The sequence below is a fragment of the Paenibacillus chitinolyticus genome (assembly GCF_045038035.1).
GTDB classification, from domain to species: Bacteria; Bacillota; Bacilli; order Paenibacillales; family NBRC-103111; genus Paenibacillus_F; species Paenibacillus_F chitinolyticus_A.
The window spans coordinates 3,763,237-3,778,499 of record NZ_CP173427.1 but is presented as its reverse complement, the minus strand read 5'-3'; the positions used below and the strand labels follow the sequence as shown (position 1 = coordinate 3,778,499).

Genomic DNA, 15,263 nt, shown 5'->3' with positions numbered 1-15,263 from the left:
TCTTTGTGACAGCGAACGATCGCCTGTATAATAAGTAGTGAAAGTTCTAAAAACGGGACCATACAGCAGATCATCTGTATCGGGTATTGGCTGTAATAAACGTGACGAAATCCTGCGAAACAGAGGAAGTGATAAACAATGAATTTGGAAATGGTTATGCGGGAACTTGAAACTCTCGGCAAGGAACGAACCAAGAAAATTTACGTTTCCAATGGCGCGCACGAACCGCTCTTTGGTGTGGCTACAGGCGCAATGAAGCCCATGGCTAAGACAATTAAAAAAAATCAGCCTCTGGCCGAGGAGCTATACAACACCGGGAATTATGACGCCATGTACTTTGCCGGCGTAATAGCGGACCCGAAAGCAATGACTGCTGCGGATTTTGAGCGTTGGATAGATGCCGCGTATTTTTATATGCTGTCTGATTATGTGGTGGCCGTAACCTTGGCAGAAACAGATATTGCACAAGAAGTTGCGGATAAATGGATCGCAAGCGGACAAGAGTTGAGAATGTCAGCGGGCTGGAGTTGTTACTGCTGGCTTTTGGGGAATCGCCATGACGGGGAATTTTCCGAAAATAAGCTTGCCGATATGCTTGAAATTGTGAAAAATACGATTCATGATTCTCCCGAAAGAGCTAAATATGCGATGAACAATTTTATTTACACGGTGGGGGTATCCTATCTGCCTCTCCATGATAAGGCGGTTGAGACCGCAAAGGCGGTAGGCCCAGTAGAAGTCAAACGGGACAAAACCAAAAGTAAGTTTCTAGATGCCTCCGAAAATATTCAAAAGGCAGTAAATAAAGGCCAACTTGGTTTCAAACGTAAATATGTAAGGTGTTAAGTAATAGATTGAAGGTGCCAAAAAGTAGTGTCGGAGGACAAAAATGAATACATTGCCGATTATGCACGAAGCGCATTACTTACTGCTGGCTTTATGTCAATAATTATCTTGCGACAAGGGGACCGGCATATTGGAAACGAAAATTGTATTAGTGGCTAGTGTCTCTATCATTCGAGAAAATAAGGTTTTAATGATTAAAGAAAATAAAGAGTATGCCAAAAACCTATGGAACTTTCCCTCTGGTAGATTAGAGTATGGAGAAGGAATTCTTGATGCGGCCGTTAGAGAAGCAAAGGAAGAAACCGGCTATGATGTGAGATTAACCGAAGCCACAGGTGTTTATAATTTTTTCGGCAGTTCTAATCATCAAGTAATTTTATTTCATTTTATAGGTGAAATTGTCGGGGGAACTCTTCAATTGGAGGAGACTGGGATTATTGATTCCAAATGGATAGAAATCTCCGATTTATTAATTCCTGAGTTGTATCAGCTTCGGAATAGAAAAGTGATCGAACACATTGCCGAAAACCTTTTGGCTGAAAAGAAATATCCTCTTGAATCTTTTTGTCACCACTTATTACGCTAAAGGAAAGCGATAGTTGGATAAGGACCAGCAGCTGCAGATCGCTCGCATCTGTCCGGGGACAAGATCATATAGGTTTAGATATCCGCGTAAAATGCGGCTTTATTTATTTTAAGGATAGATGTTCTTGCCTTTTCCTTGGAATAAGAACCCTGCATCAACATCTCCTGTTCCTAGTTTGCTTGACCTACCTTACTCCTCCCGGATTGAGGTGTCTCTTTTGTACGGCGCGCCTGGTTCAACTGACGCATCCAATTATGGTCCGAAAGTCTCCTTCTATAAAAGGGGGCTTTTTTTCTTTCTCGAAATCCCGTATATTTTTCAAAAGGAGTAAAGGAGCTGCCCGTATGACTGAAGAACTGCGCGAACTGAACTTGGAGGAAGGCTCGGACATTTTTGAAATGACGCGTGAAATCGGCTTGGGAGCGAACGGGTTCGTGAACAGCTTTTACAGCGAAACCCGGGACGAGTTCCATAATCTGCTTGTCAAAAATTATAACATGGCGCGGGCCAAGCAGCTGCCGGAAGGGCTCGTCCCTCAAACGGTTTATTGGCTTTATGCGGACGGCAGGCCCGTCGGCTACGGGAAAATGCGGCACGCACTGAACGGCCAGCTGAAAAAGCGGGGCGGCCATATCGGCTATGTTATCCGCCCTTCGGAACGGGGCAAAGGCTACGCGAAGTTGCTGCTGCAGCTCCTGCTCCGGGAAGCGGCCGGCAAGGGCATACGTGAGGCGCTGCTGACCTGCAATGAAGATAACGCGCCGTCGCGCCGTGTGATCGAAAGCTGCGGAGGCGTCCTGCAGGACAACATCGACGGCATTTGCCGGTACCACGTTCCCGCCGGACAGGTGCTGGGATCAACGCTGGGATCAACCGGCACGTAGACGATTTACCGCACGCGCAGAACAGGCCGGGCACGGGACGGATAAGCCTTACTTGCCGTTCCCGACCTGATCCGCCCATAAAAATACCCTCCATCCCGGATAAGCGGATGGAGGGTATTCGTGTTACTTCGTCTTCGCGAACCTGCCCGGCACATCGGCGGAGGCGGTCCGGCTCGTCGTGCTTTCGTTATGCAGCCGGTCCAGCGCGGTCACGACGTAACGCAGGGGCTTCCCGGCCGGGGCGGCGCGGTCGGTGAACGTCTGGGACCCGCTTCCGCCGCTGCGGACGGTGCCGATCAGGCGTGGGGCCTCGGAGCCGCTGCCTTCGGCGCGGTAGACGGCGTAGTAGGCCGGGTTCCCGCCGCCGTCGCGCCAGTCCAGCCGCACACCGTCCGCCGTGTTCTCGGCGGAGAGAGCCTTCGGCGGCTGAGGCGCCGCGCTCCCCAGCCAAGGCATAGGCGGCACCAGCGCCGGGCTGGCATACAGCTCCGTGTTCAGCCGGTCGCGGAATCCGAGCGGATTGCGGCGGATATCCTTGAGGCTGAACAGGATGCTGCCGCTGATTTTGCCGGCGCTGCGGGCGTTGAACTTGAGCTGATCCGGCAGCTCGTCGGGGTTTTGCCAGCCCGGCGGGTCCTGCTGGCCGATTTTGAAAGGGGCGTGCCCGATGTACAGCTGGACCGGCTTGCCCTCGGTTTCTTTGATCCACCATTCGGCCAGCTTATCGTAGGCGGCCGGCTTGAAGCCGAAGTTCCAATACAGCTGCGGGGCGATATAGTCGACCCAGCCGGCGTTGATCCACGCTCTCGTATCCGCAAAAAGGGTATCGTAATTCGTGGTGCCCGCCGTCGTTTCCGACCCGGTCGGGTCCGCATTCTGGTTGCGCCATACGCCGAACGGAGAAATGCCGAATTTGACGTAGGGCTTTTCCTTTTTGATTGCGGCATGAATGGCTTCAACGAGCCGGTTAACGTTATCCCTGCGCCAATTGGGCTTGGAGCCGAACTCCGATTTACCATATTTCTGGTAAGCGAAATCGTCGGGAAAATCTTTGCCCTTTTCGGGATACGGATAAAAATAATCGTCGAGATGAACGGCGTCGATATCATACTTCCGGACGACTTCGGTAATGCCGGCCACGACAAAATCCCTGACCTCCGGTATACCGGGGTTGTAATACTGGGTGCCCGCGTAAGCCGCGACCCAGTCGGGATGCCTCAAAGCCGGGTGATCGGCGGCAAGCTTCGCGGCGTCTTTGGTTTTGCCGATGCGGTAAGGGTTGAACCAGGCGTGGAATTCCAGGTTGCGCTTATGCGCTTCCTCGACCATAAAGGCGAGAGGATCATACCCCGGAGACTGGCCCTGCCTGCCCGTCAGGACATCGGACCAGGGACCGTACTCGGAAGGATAGAGAGAGTCCGCATTGGGCCTGACCTGTACGATGACGGCGTTCATTCCCACATTTTTGGCTTCGTCCAGCATGGCGGTGAACTCCTGCTGCTGTTTGGCTGCGGACAGTCCCTGGCTCGACGGCCAGTCGATGTTCCAGGCCGTGGCGATCCAGACGGCCCGGAGCTGCCTGGGGGCGGATAATGCCTGTTTCTCCGCTTGAGTAATCGAAGCGGCCGGGGAACCCGCAGCAGCGTCAGGCGATTGGGCAAGAAGCGATTTCCGGCCCGTCAGAGAGCCGGTCAAAATCACGAGCAAGGCGGCTGTAAAGGCGAGTGCGGCCAGAGCGGCGATGTGCTTTTTGTTCATGAGTAAAGAATCCTCCTTGCAGATGATACTTCATTCTATGAGGGGAAAACCGACTCTATGACGAAAAAAACCGAAGGGAGAGATGCTAGAGTGTTCACAAAGCCGCAATAAGCGGTGTGATTGGAATCACCCGGGGAAGGGGTGTGATTTTTTATACTGAGAACAAGAACGAAGACGAAGGGAGATTAATCATGTTGAAACCCGAAACGATCGCAATTATCAAGTCCACCGTACCGGTTCTGGAAGTGCACGGAAAAGCCATTACGACCCGTTTTTACGAAAAGCTGTTCGAAAGCCGCCCGGAGCTGCTGAATCTGTTCAACCACGGCAACCAGAAGCAGGGGCGGCAGCAGACGGCTCTGGCCAACGCGGTGTATGCGGCCGCCGTTCATATCGACCGGCTTCATGAAATCATGCCGGCCGTCAAGGGGATTGCCCACAAGCACGTAAGTCTGGGCGTGACGCCGGAGCAGTATCCGATTGTCGGCGAGAATTTGCTCGCGGCGATCTCCGAGGTGTTGGGCGACGCGGCGACGCCGGAAATTCTTGGCGCTTGGGAAGAGGCGTACTCCGTGATCGCCGCGGCTTTTATCGGCGTGGAGAAAGAAATGGCGGATGAGGCGCTCCATCAGCCGGGAGGCTGGGCGGGATTCCGCAAGTTTACGGTGCGGAAGAAAACGCCGGAAAGCGGGAACATCACGTCGTTTTACCTGGTGCCGGAGGACGGGGGAGCGCTGGCGGCGTTCGAGCCGGGTCAGTATGTGACCGTGCAGATGAAGATACCCGGGCGCGCACATATCGTGAACCGGCAGTACAGCTTGTCGGACCGTCCGGGACAGCCGTATTACCGGATCTCGGTGAAGAAGGAGGCGGGCACGGATACCCGCGAGCCGGGAGTCGCGTCGACTTATCTGCACGAAGCCGTGCGGGAAGGCGACACCCTTCTGCTTTCCGCTCCCGCCGGCGATTTTACGCTTAACCGTTCCGCGGATACGCCGGTTGTGCTCCTGTCCGCTGGAGTAGGCTTGACTCCGCTGATGAGCATGCTGAGAACGACTCGGACCGAGCAGCCGGAGCGGTCCGTTGCGTTCATCCACAGCGCGGCCGACGGCGTCCTGCACGCCATGAAGGATGCGATGATTGCGGCGGCGGATGAAACCTGTTTGCGCACGCATATCTGCTACACGCAGCCGACGGAAGAAGACAAAGCCGCGGGCGCCTTTCATTCGGAAGGCCGGCTGACGGCGGAGAAGCTGAAGGAAATAACGGCGGAATCCGGCGGACATGCCGACTATTATATTTGCGGCCCCGTTTCGTTTATGCGCGACATGATCGGGTATTTGCAGAAGCTGGGTGTCCGGCCGGAATCGGTCCACTATGAATTTTTCGGGCCGTCCCTTTCCCTGCAATAAAAAAACGGGTCTGCCATGACGGCGGACCCGTTTTCTTGACGCTTATCGCCGCTTCCGTAGAAGCCGGTTGACCGTTTCGCGCCGCAGGCCGACGAGCTGCCCGATCTCTTCCTGGGTCAGCACATCGCCCAGCGGAATGTCCCCGACATAGCGGGCGAACCACTGCCCGAGCAGCTCGATTTTGCGGGCGGGAGTGAGCGCGGTAAGCTGGTCGATGCGCTGCTGCATCGCCCTCAGCTTGTCCTGCAGCACAAGAGCGACATCCCGGTAGCGAAGGAGGATTCTCCTCAAGCCCGGCGTACCACTGCGCGGCCGGAATGACCTCGACTTCGCTTGTAATCAGGGCAATCGCGGTGCCGTGGTATTCTTTGGGCGTAAGCAGGGAATGGTGCGGAATCAGCTCGCCGGGGTTCAGAATGTTGAACAGAAACTGTTCCCCGTTCTCCTGAAGGCGAACGACTTTAAATAGACCGCTCCGGATGCGGAACAAGGGGCCTTCTTCCCCCTGCCGGAACAGCACCTCGCCTTTATGCAAAATCATCCGGGCACCCGCCTTTCTTTTTGTTCATAGAAATGTAGAAAGAATGTACCGTTTTCGCCTTGTTTCCGGTTATAATCGAGGAAGGATCTTTACAGGATACCGGAAAACCAATTTTATCGAGGTGGAAAACGTCGTGGCAACAACTTCTTTGGATGCGTTAACAACCGGCATGTTCGTAACGAGCCTGCTGCTGATCCTTTTTATCGGGTCGATGGTCAGCATGAGCATCATGCGGTTTTTTCAGAAAAAGAAAGTCCAGGGGACCGTCTACCTCGTAGTCGGCCTGGCGGCCCTCGTTACGTTCATCGTTATGGCTTCGGGATGGAGTTCGTAACCGTACGGCTCCGGTTAAAAAATTCGCCTGCCCGTCTTCCCGAGAAGGAAGTGCGGACAGGCGTTTTTTTGTGGCGTCCAAAAGAAATGCGCGAGGCCGATAAACCCGGGCAAACCGGATTTGCCCGCGGAATCGTTACTTGTTCATAACCTGCAAAACTTCGTACAGGAGAAAGAGCAGGGCAATGACGTACAGGGTCGCGGAAACCTGGCGGCCTTTACCGGCCGCAAGCTTCACGACCGGGTAAGCGATAAAGCCGAACGCGATTCCGTCGACGATGCTGTAAGTCAGCGGGATCAGCGCGATCACGAGAAAAGCGGGAAACGCTTCGCTGAAATCCTCGAAAGGGATCGCTTTAATGCTGCCGAGCATAAGCGAGCCGAGGATAATCAGCACGGGCGCGATCGCGCTGTCCGGAATGGCCTGAAGCAGCGGCACCGCAAAGTAGGAGCCGAGAAACAGCACGCCGGTGAACACGGCGGTCAGACCCGTGCGTCCGCCGGAAGCGATGCCGGCCGAGCCTTCGACCGCAGATACGGTCGGACTCGAGCCGAGCAGTCCGGCGGCTGCGTTCGACACCGCCGCGGCTTGAAACGCGCGGCGGTAGGTGTCCGGGCGCCCGAAGCTGGCCGTCTGGCTGTGGATCAGGCCCAGATTCTCGAAGACGATGACCATCGCCATCGAGAAGGCTGCGATCCAGAACGGAAGCGACCACAGGCCCCCGAAGGAAAGCGCGCCGAAGACGGCGGCGGCATCGCGAAGCCCGAAACCGGGGCCTTCCGCAGCCGGGTTGACCAGGCCGAGCAGCCAGGCGACGGCGGTTCCGAACACGATGGCGATAAGGAAGCTGCCGTTCACCCCGCGGACGTAAAGCACGGCCATGAGGGCGAGCGTCAGCAGGGTGACGACCGCTTCGGGACTGCCGAGATCGCCCAGCGCGATAAACGTCGAGGCGCTCGGCACGACGATCCCGCTTTTTTGCAGGCCGATAAACGTAAGGAACAGCCCGATTCCGACCCCGATGGCTTCTTTCAGCGTATGCGGGACCGATTGGGAGATCCTTCCGGCCAGCCCCGTGAAGGCGACCAGACAGAAGAGAAGCCCCGAGACGAAGACGGCCGCAAGCGCTTCCTGCCACGATAGTCCCATCGTATGCACGATGGTGTACGTGAATAGGGCGTTAATTCCCATGCCCGGCACGATAACGAGCGGCGTGTTGCTCCACCAGCCGATCAGCCAGCAGCCGACGAACGAAGTGGCGATGGTGGCGATCATCCCCGCTTGGACAGGAATTCCGGCATCCGCAAGAATCGCGGAATTGACAATAATAATATAGACGCTGGTCACGAATGACACCAATCCGGCCATGAGCTCGCGGCGCACGGTCGTTCCGTGGGCGTTAAGCCCGAACCGGCGATCGAGAAAACGTACCAACATTCATCCTTCTTTCTGAAGTATCCCTCGGCCCACCCTCGAAACGCCGGGTATGTAAATCCGTATCCGTTTCGCTTGAATCATTATAACCAGAAACACTTAAGGAAGCTACCGTTATTGTGTTAGTATGGCAGCTTTCTCCCCAAAGTATCGCAGTACGGTGTACGGAGTGGCGTGGCTTGACCGTAGTTGTGGTCGACTGACTGCGTCACGCAGCGAAACACTGCGTACTAGGAGCTGTGCGCGGTGCAAAAACCCAGCGGGATATCCGGCCGAAGGCGGTCAGGCTTGTTCTTCGAACTGCCCTTTCAACCGGAGAATCTGCCCAAGGTGATGCTCCATATGTTCTTCATAATCTTCGATGAGCCAGCGGAGAGTAACGGGCTCGTTCTCTCCGATTTTGCAGAGCAGATTGCCTTGTTCGGGGGTAACGGATGCGACGACCCGTGCAATCTGGCGGTTCAGGCTCCCCCACAAGACGATAATTTCCTTAGAAGGAGTGTGCCGGTAATCCTGAACCGCTACCCACTCGTTTTGTTTGTAGGGCTGGAACACGGCAGGCTGCCCGGCATACCGGGTGACGATAAAACGCGGCAGATTGTTCAGAGCCGAGTCGCAAAGGTGACCGAGAATTTCGTTAACGGACCATTTGTCCGGTCCGGGGCGTCTGACGAGCAGCGACTCGTCCGCCGCCTCCAATAGCGATGCAATCTCATACGTCCTGTCGTGAATTCTTGCGGCAATTTCTTTCATGGGAATACCTCCGTCGTTTGGACTGATTTCTTACTCCAGCATACAAGGAAAGATAAAATCGGAAAATACGAAAGTTTTGATAGAATCAATCGGATATTTCGATCATTAACCCTGCCGCTCTTATTTGAAAAAAGCTCTATCCCGCATGGGGACAGAGCTTGGTTCGGATGGGCCGTAAAATCCGGTTCAGTTCATATTGATCCAGACGCTTTTGACTTCGCAGTAATTGTTCAGCGCATAGGAACCCATCTCGCGTCCGATGCCGGACTGCTTGTAGCCGCCGAACGGAGAAGCCGCGTCGAATACGTTGTAGCAGTTGACCCAGACGGTGCCCGCCCGGAGCTTGCCCGCTATGTAGTGGGCATTTTTGACGTTTTCCGTCCACAGCCCGGCGGCCAGTCCGTAATCCGTATCGTTGGCGCGGGCGATCACATCGTCCAGATCCTCGAAAGGCAGAGCCGTGACGACGGGCCCGAATATTTCCTCTTTGGCGATGGTCATACTGTCCTGAACGCCGGCAAAAACCGTCGGCGCCACGAAATAGCCTTCCTCGAACGGATTCGTTCCTCCCGTCAGCAGCTCGGCGCCTTCCTCCAGGCCGCGCTCGATATAGCCGAGCACCCGGTTCTGCTGCTCTTCCGACACAAGCGGCCCGATCTGGGTGTCGGGGCTGAGGCCCGCGCCCTGCTTGAGCTTGCGGGAATACAGCACCAGGTCGGCGACGACGTTGTCGAACATCTTCTTCTGGATGAACAGGCGGGAGCCCGCGCAGCAGACCTGCCCCTGGTTGAACATAATCCCCGAAAGCGCCCCCGGAATGGCCCGGGACAAATCGGCATCGGGGAGGATGATGTTCGGGGATTTGCCCCCCAGCTCCAGCGTCACCCGCTTCAGGCGGTCGGCGGCCTGCCGCATGATCGAGCGGCCGACTTCCGTGGAGCCGGTGAAGGCGATCTTGTCGACCTGCGGGTGGCCTACGAGCGCCTGGCCCGCCGTTTCGCCGAAGCCCGGCACGATGTTGACCACGCCCGGCGGGAAGCCCGCTTCCTGGATCAGTCCGGCGAGATAGAGGGCCGAGAGCGGCGTCTGTTCGGCCGGCTTGAGCACGACGGTGCAGCCGGAAGCCAGCGCGGCGCCGAGCTTCCACATTGCCATGAGCAGGGGGAAGTTCCACGGGATAATCTGCCCGACCACTCCGACCGGCTCATGCCGCGTGTAGTTGAAGTACCCGCCGCTGACGGGGATCGTCTGGCCGACGATTTTCGTGGACCAGCCGGCGAAGTAGCGGAGATGTTCGACGGCCAGCGGCAGATCGGCGGCACGCGTCTCCGCGATAGGCTTGCCGTTGTCGAGCGTTTCGAGCTGGGCAAGCTCCTCCAGGTTGTCTTCGACGAGATCGGCCAGCCGGTAAATAAGCCGGCTCCGTTCCGCGGCGCTTAACCCGGGCCAGGGGCCTTCGTCGAAAGCGCGTCTGGCGGCTTTAACGGCCAGATCGATATCTTCTTCGGTCGCTTCGCTCACGACCGCCAATATATCGCCCGTTGCCGGGTTCGGGGTCGTGAAGGTGCTCCCGTAAACGGAATCGACGAATTCTCCGTCGATGAAAAGCCGCTTCGTTCCGTTCAGGAACCGCTGGATTTTGGGTCGGACTGTCAGGGTCAGTTCGTTCATTTCACACTGCCTCCTTAGGAAAGGTATCATGCTCGGCTCAGCTCACATAGCTTGTCATCCGTGATATTGTATCTATATCAAACTAGCGCGGAAAATATGACAGAAGTCTTGCAAAGTTTCCGGGTCTATCCCGCCGACCAGCGAACATGATAAAATAGTGGGACTCTCGTTAAAAGGGAAGAGAAGGCTGCAAGCCTGACGGCGGGCGTACAAAAGATTTGCCGGGGAAAGGGAGGTTGGGATCATGCTGCTCAGCCGGGATCAGAAAGAGCTTATTTTGGCGGTGTTGAAGAAGGAAAATAAACGGCTGCTTTCGGGCCATAAAGGACCGCTGCTTAAAAAGACCATCGCCGATTTCGAACAGGCGCTCCGCAATGAAGCGATTAACGAAAAGCGTTAAGCGGGTGAAAAATTGGCCGAGCAGGGAAACAACAAAAAAGATCCCGGACGGGATCTTTTTCGCGGGGCCGTATGTAAGAGACCGGCTCAGCTATTCGCGATTGAGTTTTAATAAAGAGACAAGGCAAGCGTATCGCTTTCGCGGCGGGAGTGCAGAATCGCTTCCGTTCCCTCGATTTCGATGGAGATAAGGTTCTCCAGACACGTCTTTACAGCGCGTTTTCCGTTGTTCCACTTCGCTTCCAGGGCAATTTTCAATAAGCTTAATGCTTTTTTGCTCGCTTCTGTATAAAAGACGGGTATTTTTTGATTGTTAAATACGATAATGGTTTTCATGTGATTTCTACCTCCTGTAAGATAGATCAATCTTTGAAAATAGTATAAATTACGAATATTAAAGGAAACTTAAAAAAACGATAGATTTTTCAATTTTTTTTTGGAAACGATCAACCTCCGCCACAGAATGTTTGAAATTTAAGTGGAAAAGCGTTTGTTTTTTTAAATTTAAAGTCAAAAATTAGGAGTTTGCAGGTCAATCGGCAAAGATCCACTTACTACTAAACTGTTTTTCATAATATGAAACGAAATATGTTTCAGAAAAGTTTTGCTTAATGTTCAATTCCTTGGAGGTTTAAAATGAGAACACCTATATTTTACGGTTCCGTTCATGTTTTTCTGTCCCGTAATGGGGAAACGCTTCTATTAAAGAGAAAAAATACGGGGTTCGCGGACGGGAAGTGGAGTGTCGTAGCCGGAAGAATCGACGGCGGAGAAGAAGTGAAAGCCGCCGCCGTGCGGGAAGCGAAGGAAGAGGCGGGGATTGATATCCGGCCCGGGGATCTGGAAATCACCGGTATTATGCACCGCAAAAACACGAATTCGGAGTGGATCGACTTTTTCCTGAGGGCGCGCAGCTGGCAGGGCGAGATCGGCAACATGGAGCCCCATAAGTGCGAAGAGCTCCGCTGGTTCCCGGAAGACGCGCTTCCCGCCGAGATGGTGCCCTATGTGCGCGAGGCGCTTTTGAACCGGCAGGAGAGCCTCTGGTTCGAGAGCTTCGGCTGGGCGGGCGATCCCGTGCAGGTATGATTTGCCGGGGCAGCCCGCGTGGCGGCTGTCCGTTTTGGGCGGTCGGGCGGCAGCGGGAAAGGAGAGGCGCTTGCCCGATAAAATTACTTTAAAAAAGCTATGCTTTTGTTGTTTGTTTTTTATGCGAAAATCATGTGTTAGTTGCTTCAGGGTCAGGTATATTTATAACATAGGAAATCGAGAGAGACACACGAACACCGGAAAACATTCCAATCAGCAGCCTTCGGCTTTTATAGCCCGGCTGCTTTTTTATTTCGCCGGATCATCCGAAAGCTCTCTCGGTTGCCTGACACGAAAATCCGCCCGTAACCGCTCAGCCGGTGACGACGGTTTTTTTATGATGGAAAGGAGGCGGGGAATACGAAAACAAACCGTTTTAAACGGAGGCGGCCGCATCGGCCGGAGAACGCCAAAAGCTGTATCCGCGGAGGTGAAGCCCGGTGAGTACGAACATGCTGCTCCAGACGCTCAAAAGCTTCGTGGAGCAATCGGTGCGGGACACCGGAGCGGGCGAACGTCCCGTGAGAGTCCATGTCGGCTGGCTTCCCGGAGCCGAGAGATTTCCGCCGGCCAAGCCGGACGAACCTGCTGAATTGCTGCCGGAGGGCTTGTTTCCTTTTGTCCTGCTCAGGGCGCTGGAAGGGGCGGACGGGAATGAGGAAGGCTCCGTCAAGGTCCGGCTTCATTTCGGAACCTCCTCGACCGATCCGTTCGGTTATGCGGACGTACTGAATCTGATCGAGAAAGTACGCCAGGCCGTTCTTAAGAAGGAAATCATCGGCGGGATGTTCGAGCTTCAGCGGCCGCTGAAATGGAAGCTCGCCAATACGCAGGCCTACCCTCAGTGGACGGCCGAAATGGTGACCGAATGGAACGTGCCTTCGCCCGTACGCGAAGATCTGATCTACGACAATTTGTAGAGCCGGAAAATAGCCGCAGCAGCTTCAGATTTTAAGGAGTAAGAAGTAAGGATTAAGAGTTCTACTTAAACCAACTTGTCAACATTCGAAGGGAGATTATTAACTATGTCAGAACGTCACGGTATTTATACAAGCGAGGTGCCTTTCTCGGTCATGACCCCTGTATCCCCGCAGGCGACCATTCCGGTCGTATTCGGTACGGCGCCCGTTCATCTGTCCAAACTGGCCGCAGCGCCGGTGAATACGCCGGTCCTTTGCAAAAGCTGGGACGAGGCAGTAGATGCTTTCGGCTACTCGGAGGACTGGGAGTCTTACACGCTTAGCGAATTCATGTACTCGCATTTCCGCTTGTACAAGCAGGCGCCGGTTGTGCTGATCAACGTTCTCGATCCGGCCGCGCACAAAACGTCCGCCGCTCCGTCCGAAGCGGTTGTGACAGCGGGAATGGCCGTACTGAGTGCGGAGGGTATTTTGCCTTCCAGCGTAACGGTTCAATCCGCGGACGGCGTGACGACTTACAGCAAGGAGAAAGACTATACGCTGGCTTTTGATAAAACGGGCCGCCTGATGCTCTCCGTTGTGAAAGGCGGCGCTATTAGCCCCGCCGCAACCGCGCTGAAAGTCGGCTACGACAAGCTGGACCGCTCCAAAGTGACGGCAACCGATCTGATCGGCGGTACGGACGCGGCAACGGGCGAAGTGACCGGGCTGGATCTGATCAAGCAGGTTTTCCCGCGTTTCCAGCTCGTTCCGACGCTTGTGCTCGCACCGGGATTCTCTCACGACCCGCAAGTCGCTTCCGTGTTGGCCGCTAAAGCGGAAAGCATCAACGGCCATTTCAAAGCGATGGTGCTGACCGATCTGCCTGCCGACCGCCCATTCACCGACCTTGCCGTTTTCAAGAAAGAAAACGGGTTTGCCAGCGAGCGACAAATCGCCGCTTATCCGAACGTGACCAAGGACGGCCGCACGTACCGCTTCTCCACGCACCTCGCCGGCGTCATGTGCCGGACCGATCTGGAGAGCGACGGCGTGCCGCATCGCTCGCCGTCCAACAAGCTGCTGCAAGCCGACGGAACGGTGCTTGACAACGGTACCGAGCTTCCACTTGGACCGGATGAAGCCGAATATTTGAACAATCAAGGCATCTTCACCGCGCTGAACTTTGTCGGAGGCTGGAAGACTTGGGGCAACCGCACGGCCGCTTTCCCGGAAATTACGGACCCGCAGAATGCGTTTATTCCGGTCCGCCGCATGTTCGACTGGATTCAGAACTCGGTCATCCTGACGTACTGGAAGCATGTCGACGACCCTGCCAACAAACGTCTCGTTGAATCGGTGACGGATTCTTTGAATATCTGGATGAACGGTCTTCAGGCGAGCGGTTATATCCTCGGTGGCCGGGTGGAATTTATCAAAGAAGAGAATCCGGCAGCCGATCTGATGAACGGCAAGCTGAAATTCCACATTTTCGTTACACCGCCGAGCCCGGCTCAGGAAATCCAGTTCAAAATCGAATATGACGCGCAGTATCTCGGCGCTATCCAATCCTAAGGAGGAATTTCAACATGGCTAAACAAGTACGCGATAAAATTGTAGGGTATACGGTATACAAGAACGGCAGTCAATTTCTGGGGGTAGCGACCGTTGAACTGCCCAGCCTCGAATATCTTTCGGAATCCGTAAAAGGTGCGGGCATCGCGGGTGAAGTCGAGAGCCCGACGATCGGCCAATTCGGTCCCATGACCTGTTCGTTGACCTGGAATACGATGGACCCGGCCGCTTTGGAGCTGCTTGCTCCCGAAGCGCATGCGCTAGATTTCCGCGCTTCCCAGCAATCCTATAATACGGCGACCGGTATTTACGCAACCGAAGGCGCCAAGATTACGGTCCGGGCTTTCCCTAAAACAGGTACGCTGGGCAGTCTCGAAGTCGGTGCGGCGATGGAAGGCTCCACCGAGTTTGAAGTCGTTTACCTGAAAGTGTCCGTCGGCGGCAAAGTCATGCTGGAAGTGGACAAATTCAACTACATTTTTGTCGTGAACGGCAAAGATCAGCTCGCATCCGTCCGCGCGGACCTCGCACTTTAATTCAAATTTATCCGATACCTGAAGGGAGAAATTAATCCATGTCCGAAAATAAAACCAAAACTCCAGCCGCAGAGGCAGGTCAAACCGAAACGGTCGATGAGCGTGTCTATAAGCTCAGTCGGCCGTTTACTTTTGAGGGAACCGAATATACCGAGCTGCTGCTCGATTTCGACAGCTTGACGGGCGGAGACCTGCTCTCTTGCGAGGGACAAATGAACGCGATGTCCTCCGGGAACGAAGTCGTGCCGGTGAAGCAAATTTCTCAGGCTTATCAGGCCTTGGTAGCCGCCCGCGCGGCCAAAGTCCCCTTAGATCTGATCAAGGCGCTTCCCGGCAAAGATTTCTCCAAAATTCTTGTCCGGTCGCAAAATTTTTTGCTGGGCTAGGGATGGGCAGAGAAGGAGGACGCACCCTGCGCAAGCTGGTGGCCTCCTTCTCGGTTGCCACCAAGACGCCCATTCCTTACTGGCTCAGTCTTCCGGTAGCGGAGCTGCTGGAGTGGACGGAGCCGATCCAAGAGGTACTCGCAAAAAGGGGGTGAGACTA

Annotated in this window: 17 protein-coding genes and 1 pseudogene; 12 read left to right on the top strand and 6 right to left on the bottom strand. The window is 54.9% G+C overall.

Annotated features, from left to right (window positions below; all coding sequences use genetic code 11):
• The first annotated feature begins 138 nt into the window (after positions 1 to 138).
• The 3 genes from ACI48J_RS16810 (at position 139) to ACI48J_RS16800 (ending at position 2,316) form a co-directional block, all read left to right on the top strand.
• A complete protein-coding gene (locus ACI48J_RS16810; protein ID WP_405079376.1) occupies positions 139 to 846 on the top strand; it encodes a DNA alkylation repair protein in 708 nt (235 codons plus the stop codon).
• Positions 847 to 976: 130 nt separating this feature from the next.
• Positions 977 to 1,432 carry an NUDIX hydrolase gene (locus ACI48J_RS16805; RefSeq protein ID WP_405079374.1) on the top strand — a complete coding sequence of 152 codons (456 nt, stop codon included), beginning with the start codon at positions 977 to 979 and terminating at the stop codon, positions 1,430 to 1,432.
• A gap of 344 nt (positions 1,433 to 1,776) precedes the next feature.
• Entirely contained in the window at positions 1,777 to 2,316 is a 540-nt protein-coding gene (locus tag ACI48J_RS16800; RefSeq protein WP_405079373.1) for a GNAT family N-acetyltransferase, read from the top strand.
• Between the two features lie 123 nt (positions 2,317 to 2,439).
• Here ACI48J_RS16800 and ACI48J_RS16795 read toward each other — a convergent pair whose 3' ends face one another.
• On the bottom strand, positions 2,440 to 4,074 hold the full coding sequence (locus ACI48J_RS16795) for a glycoside hydrolase family 10 protein (RefSeq protein ID WP_405079372.1): 1,635 nt from the start codon (positions 4,072 to 4,074) through the stop codon (positions 2,440 to 2,442).
• A gap of 191 nt (positions 4,075 to 4,265) precedes the next feature.
• On the opposite strand from ACI48J_RS16795, the gene hmpA reads away from it, so the two are divergent.
• On the top strand, positions 4,266 to 5,486 hold the full coding sequence (gene hmpA / locus ACI48J_RS16790; protein ID WP_405079370.1) for an NO-inducible flavohemoprotein: 1,221 nt from the start codon (positions 4,266 to 4,268) through the stop codon (positions 5,484 to 5,486).
• Between the two features lie 42 nt (positions 5,487 to 5,528).
• Here hmpA and ACI48J_RS16785 read toward each other — a convergent pair.
• Positions 5,529 to 6,027 (bottom strand): annotated as a pseudogene (locus ACI48J_RS16785) (Crp/Fnr family transcriptional regulator).
• A 133-nt stretch (positions 6,028 to 6,160) separates the two neighbouring features.
• On the opposite strand from ACI48J_RS16785, the gene ACI48J_RS16780 reads away from it, so the two are divergent.
• On the top strand, positions 6,161 to 6,361 hold the full coding sequence (locus ACI48J_RS16780) for a hypothetical protein (RefSeq protein WP_009675561.1): 201 nt from the start codon (positions 6,161 to 6,163) through the stop codon (positions 6,359 to 6,361).
• A 135-nt stretch (positions 6,362 to 6,496) separates the two neighbouring features.
• Here ACI48J_RS16780 and ACI48J_RS16775 read toward each other — a convergent pair whose 3' ends face one another.
• From ACI48J_RS16775 to ACI48J_RS16765, 3 genes are all read right to left on the bottom strand, one after another.
• Positions 6,497 to 7,795, bottom strand: a complete 1,299-nt coding sequence (locus tag ACI48J_RS16775) for an NCS2 family permease (protein ID WP_405083245.1) — start codon at positions 7,793 to 7,795, stop codon at positions 6,497 to 6,499.
• A 282-nt stretch (positions 7,796 to 8,077) separates the two neighbouring features.
• Complete coding sequence (locus ACI48J_RS16770; RefSeq protein ID WP_405079369.1) at positions 8,078 to 8,548, bottom strand: DinB family protein; 471 nt, start codon at positions 8,546 to 8,548, stop codon at positions 8,078 to 8,080.
• A gap of 186 nt (positions 8,549 to 8,734) precedes the next feature.
• Complete coding sequence (locus ACI48J_RS16765; protein WP_326055762.1) at positions 8,735 to 10,219, bottom strand: aldehyde dehydrogenase family protein; 1,485 nt, start codon at positions 10,217 to 10,219, stop codon at positions 8,735 to 8,737.
• 244 nt (positions 10,220 to 10,463) lie between these two features.
• Between ACI48J_RS16765 and ACI48J_RS16760 the strand changes: the two genes are divergently transcribed.
• Entirely contained in the window at positions 10,464 to 10,619 is a 156-nt protein-coding gene (locus ACI48J_RS16760; RefSeq protein ID WP_326055761.1) for a hypothetical protein, read from the top strand.
• Between the two features lie 107 nt (positions 10,620 to 10,726).
• Here the strand turns inward: ACI48J_RS16760 and ACI48J_RS16755 are convergent, their stop codons facing one another.
• Positions 10,727 to 10,954, bottom strand: coding sequence for a hypothetical protein (locus ACI48J_RS16755; RefSeq protein ID WP_009675610.1), 228 nt, complete (start codon positions 10,952 to 10,954; stop codon positions 10,727 to 10,729).
• Between the two features lie 300 nt (positions 10,955 to 11,254).
• Here ACI48J_RS16755 and ACI48J_RS16750 point away from each other — a divergent pair, with 300 nt between their 5' ends.
• From ACI48J_RS16750 to ACI48J_RS16725, 6 genes are all read left to right on the top strand, one after another.
• Positions 11,255 to 11,707: an NUDIX domain-containing protein gene (locus ACI48J_RS16750; protein WP_009675642.1), complete on the top strand. Its 453-nt coding sequence runs from the start codon at positions 11,255 to 11,257 to the stop codon at positions 11,705 to 11,707.
• 440 nt (positions 11,708 to 12,147) lie between these two features.
• The gene (locus ACI48J_RS16745) at positions 12,148 to 12,627 is read left to right on the top strand and encodes a hypothetical protein (RefSeq protein ID WP_405079367.1); all 480 of its coding nucleotides are present in this window, start codon (positions 12,148 to 12,150) and stop codon (positions 12,625 to 12,627) included.
• 105 nt (positions 12,628 to 12,732) lie between these two features.
• Positions 12,733 to 14,181: a phage tail sheath family protein gene (locus ACI48J_RS16740; RefSeq protein ID WP_405079366.1), complete on the top strand. Its 1,449-nt coding sequence runs from the start codon at positions 12,733 to 12,735 to the stop codon at positions 14,179 to 14,181.
• A 14-nt stretch (positions 14,182 to 14,195) separates the two neighbouring features.
• Positions 14,196 to 14,717: a phage major tail tube protein gene (locus tag ACI48J_RS16735; protein WP_042228246.1), complete on the top strand. Its 522-nt coding sequence runs from the start codon at positions 14,196 to 14,198 to the stop codon at positions 14,715 to 14,717.
• A 38-nt stretch (positions 14,718 to 14,755) separates the two neighbouring features.
• Positions 14,756 to 15,103, top strand: coding sequence for a phage tail assembly protein (locus ACI48J_RS16730; RefSeq protein ID WP_405079364.1), 348 nt, complete (start codon positions 14,756 to 14,758; stop codon positions 15,101 to 15,103).
• A 2-nt stretch (positions 15,104 to 15,105) separates the two neighbouring features.
• On the top strand, positions 15,106 to 15,258 hold the full coding sequence (locus tag ACI48J_RS16725) for a hypothetical protein (protein ID WP_317955962.1): 153 nt from the start codon (positions 15,106 to 15,108) through the stop codon (positions 15,256 to 15,258).
• The last annotated feature ends 5 nt before the right edge of the window (positions 15,259 to 15,263 follow it).

Bases quoted from the DNA above. Each gene is read 5' to 3' on its own strand.
- ACI48J_RS16730 (WP_405079364.1), top strand. From the start codon at position 14,756: ATGTCCGAAAATAAAACCAAAACTCCAGCCGCAGAGGCAGGTCAAACC.
- hmpA (WP_405079370.1), top strand. From the start codon at position 4,266: ATGTTGAAACCCGAAACGATCGCAATTATCAAGTCCACCGTACCGGTT.
- ACI48J_RS16740 (WP_405079366.1), top strand. From the start codon at position 12,733: ATGTCAGAACGTCACGGTATTTATACAAGCGAGGTGCCTTTCTCGGTC.
- ACI48J_RS16800 (WP_405079373.1), top strand. From the start codon at position 1,777: ATGACTGAAGAACTGCGCGAACTGAACTTGGAGGAAGGCTCGGACATT.
- ACI48J_RS16735 (WP_042228246.1), top strand. From the start codon at position 14,196: ATGGCTAAACAAGTACGCGATAAAATTGTAGGGTATACGGTATACAAG.
- ACI48J_RS16755 (WP_009675610.1), bottom strand. From the start codon at position 10,954: ATGAAAACCATTATCGTATTTAACAATCAAAAAATACCCGTCTTTTAT.
- ACI48J_RS16765 (WP_326055762.1), bottom strand. From the start codon at position 10,219: ATGAACGAACTGACCCTGACAGTCCGACCCAAAATCCAGCGGTTCCTG.
- ACI48J_RS16750 (WP_009675642.1), top strand. From the start codon at position 11,255: ATGAGAACACCTATATTTTACGGTTCCGTTCATGTTTTTCTGTCCCGT.
- ACI48J_RS16795 (WP_405079372.1), bottom strand. From the start codon at position 4,074: ATGAACAAAAAGCACATCGCCGCTCTGGCCGCACTCGCCTTTACAGCC.
- ACI48J_RS16725 (WP_317955962.1), top strand. From the start codon at position 15,106: ATGGGCAGAGAAGGAGGACGCACCCTGCGCAAGCTGGTGGCCTCCTTC.
- ACI48J_RS16810 (WP_405079376.1), top strand. From the start codon at position 139: ATGAATTTGGAAATGGTTATGCGGGAACTTGAAACTCTCGGCAAGGAA.
- ACI48J_RS16760 (WP_326055761.1), top strand. From the start codon at position 10,464: ATGCTGCTCAGCCGGGATCAGAAAGAGCTTATTTTGGCGGTGTTGAAG.
- ACI48J_RS16770 (WP_405079369.1), bottom strand. From the start codon at position 8,548: ATGAAAGAAATTGCCGCAAGAATTCACGACAGGACGTATGAGATTGCA.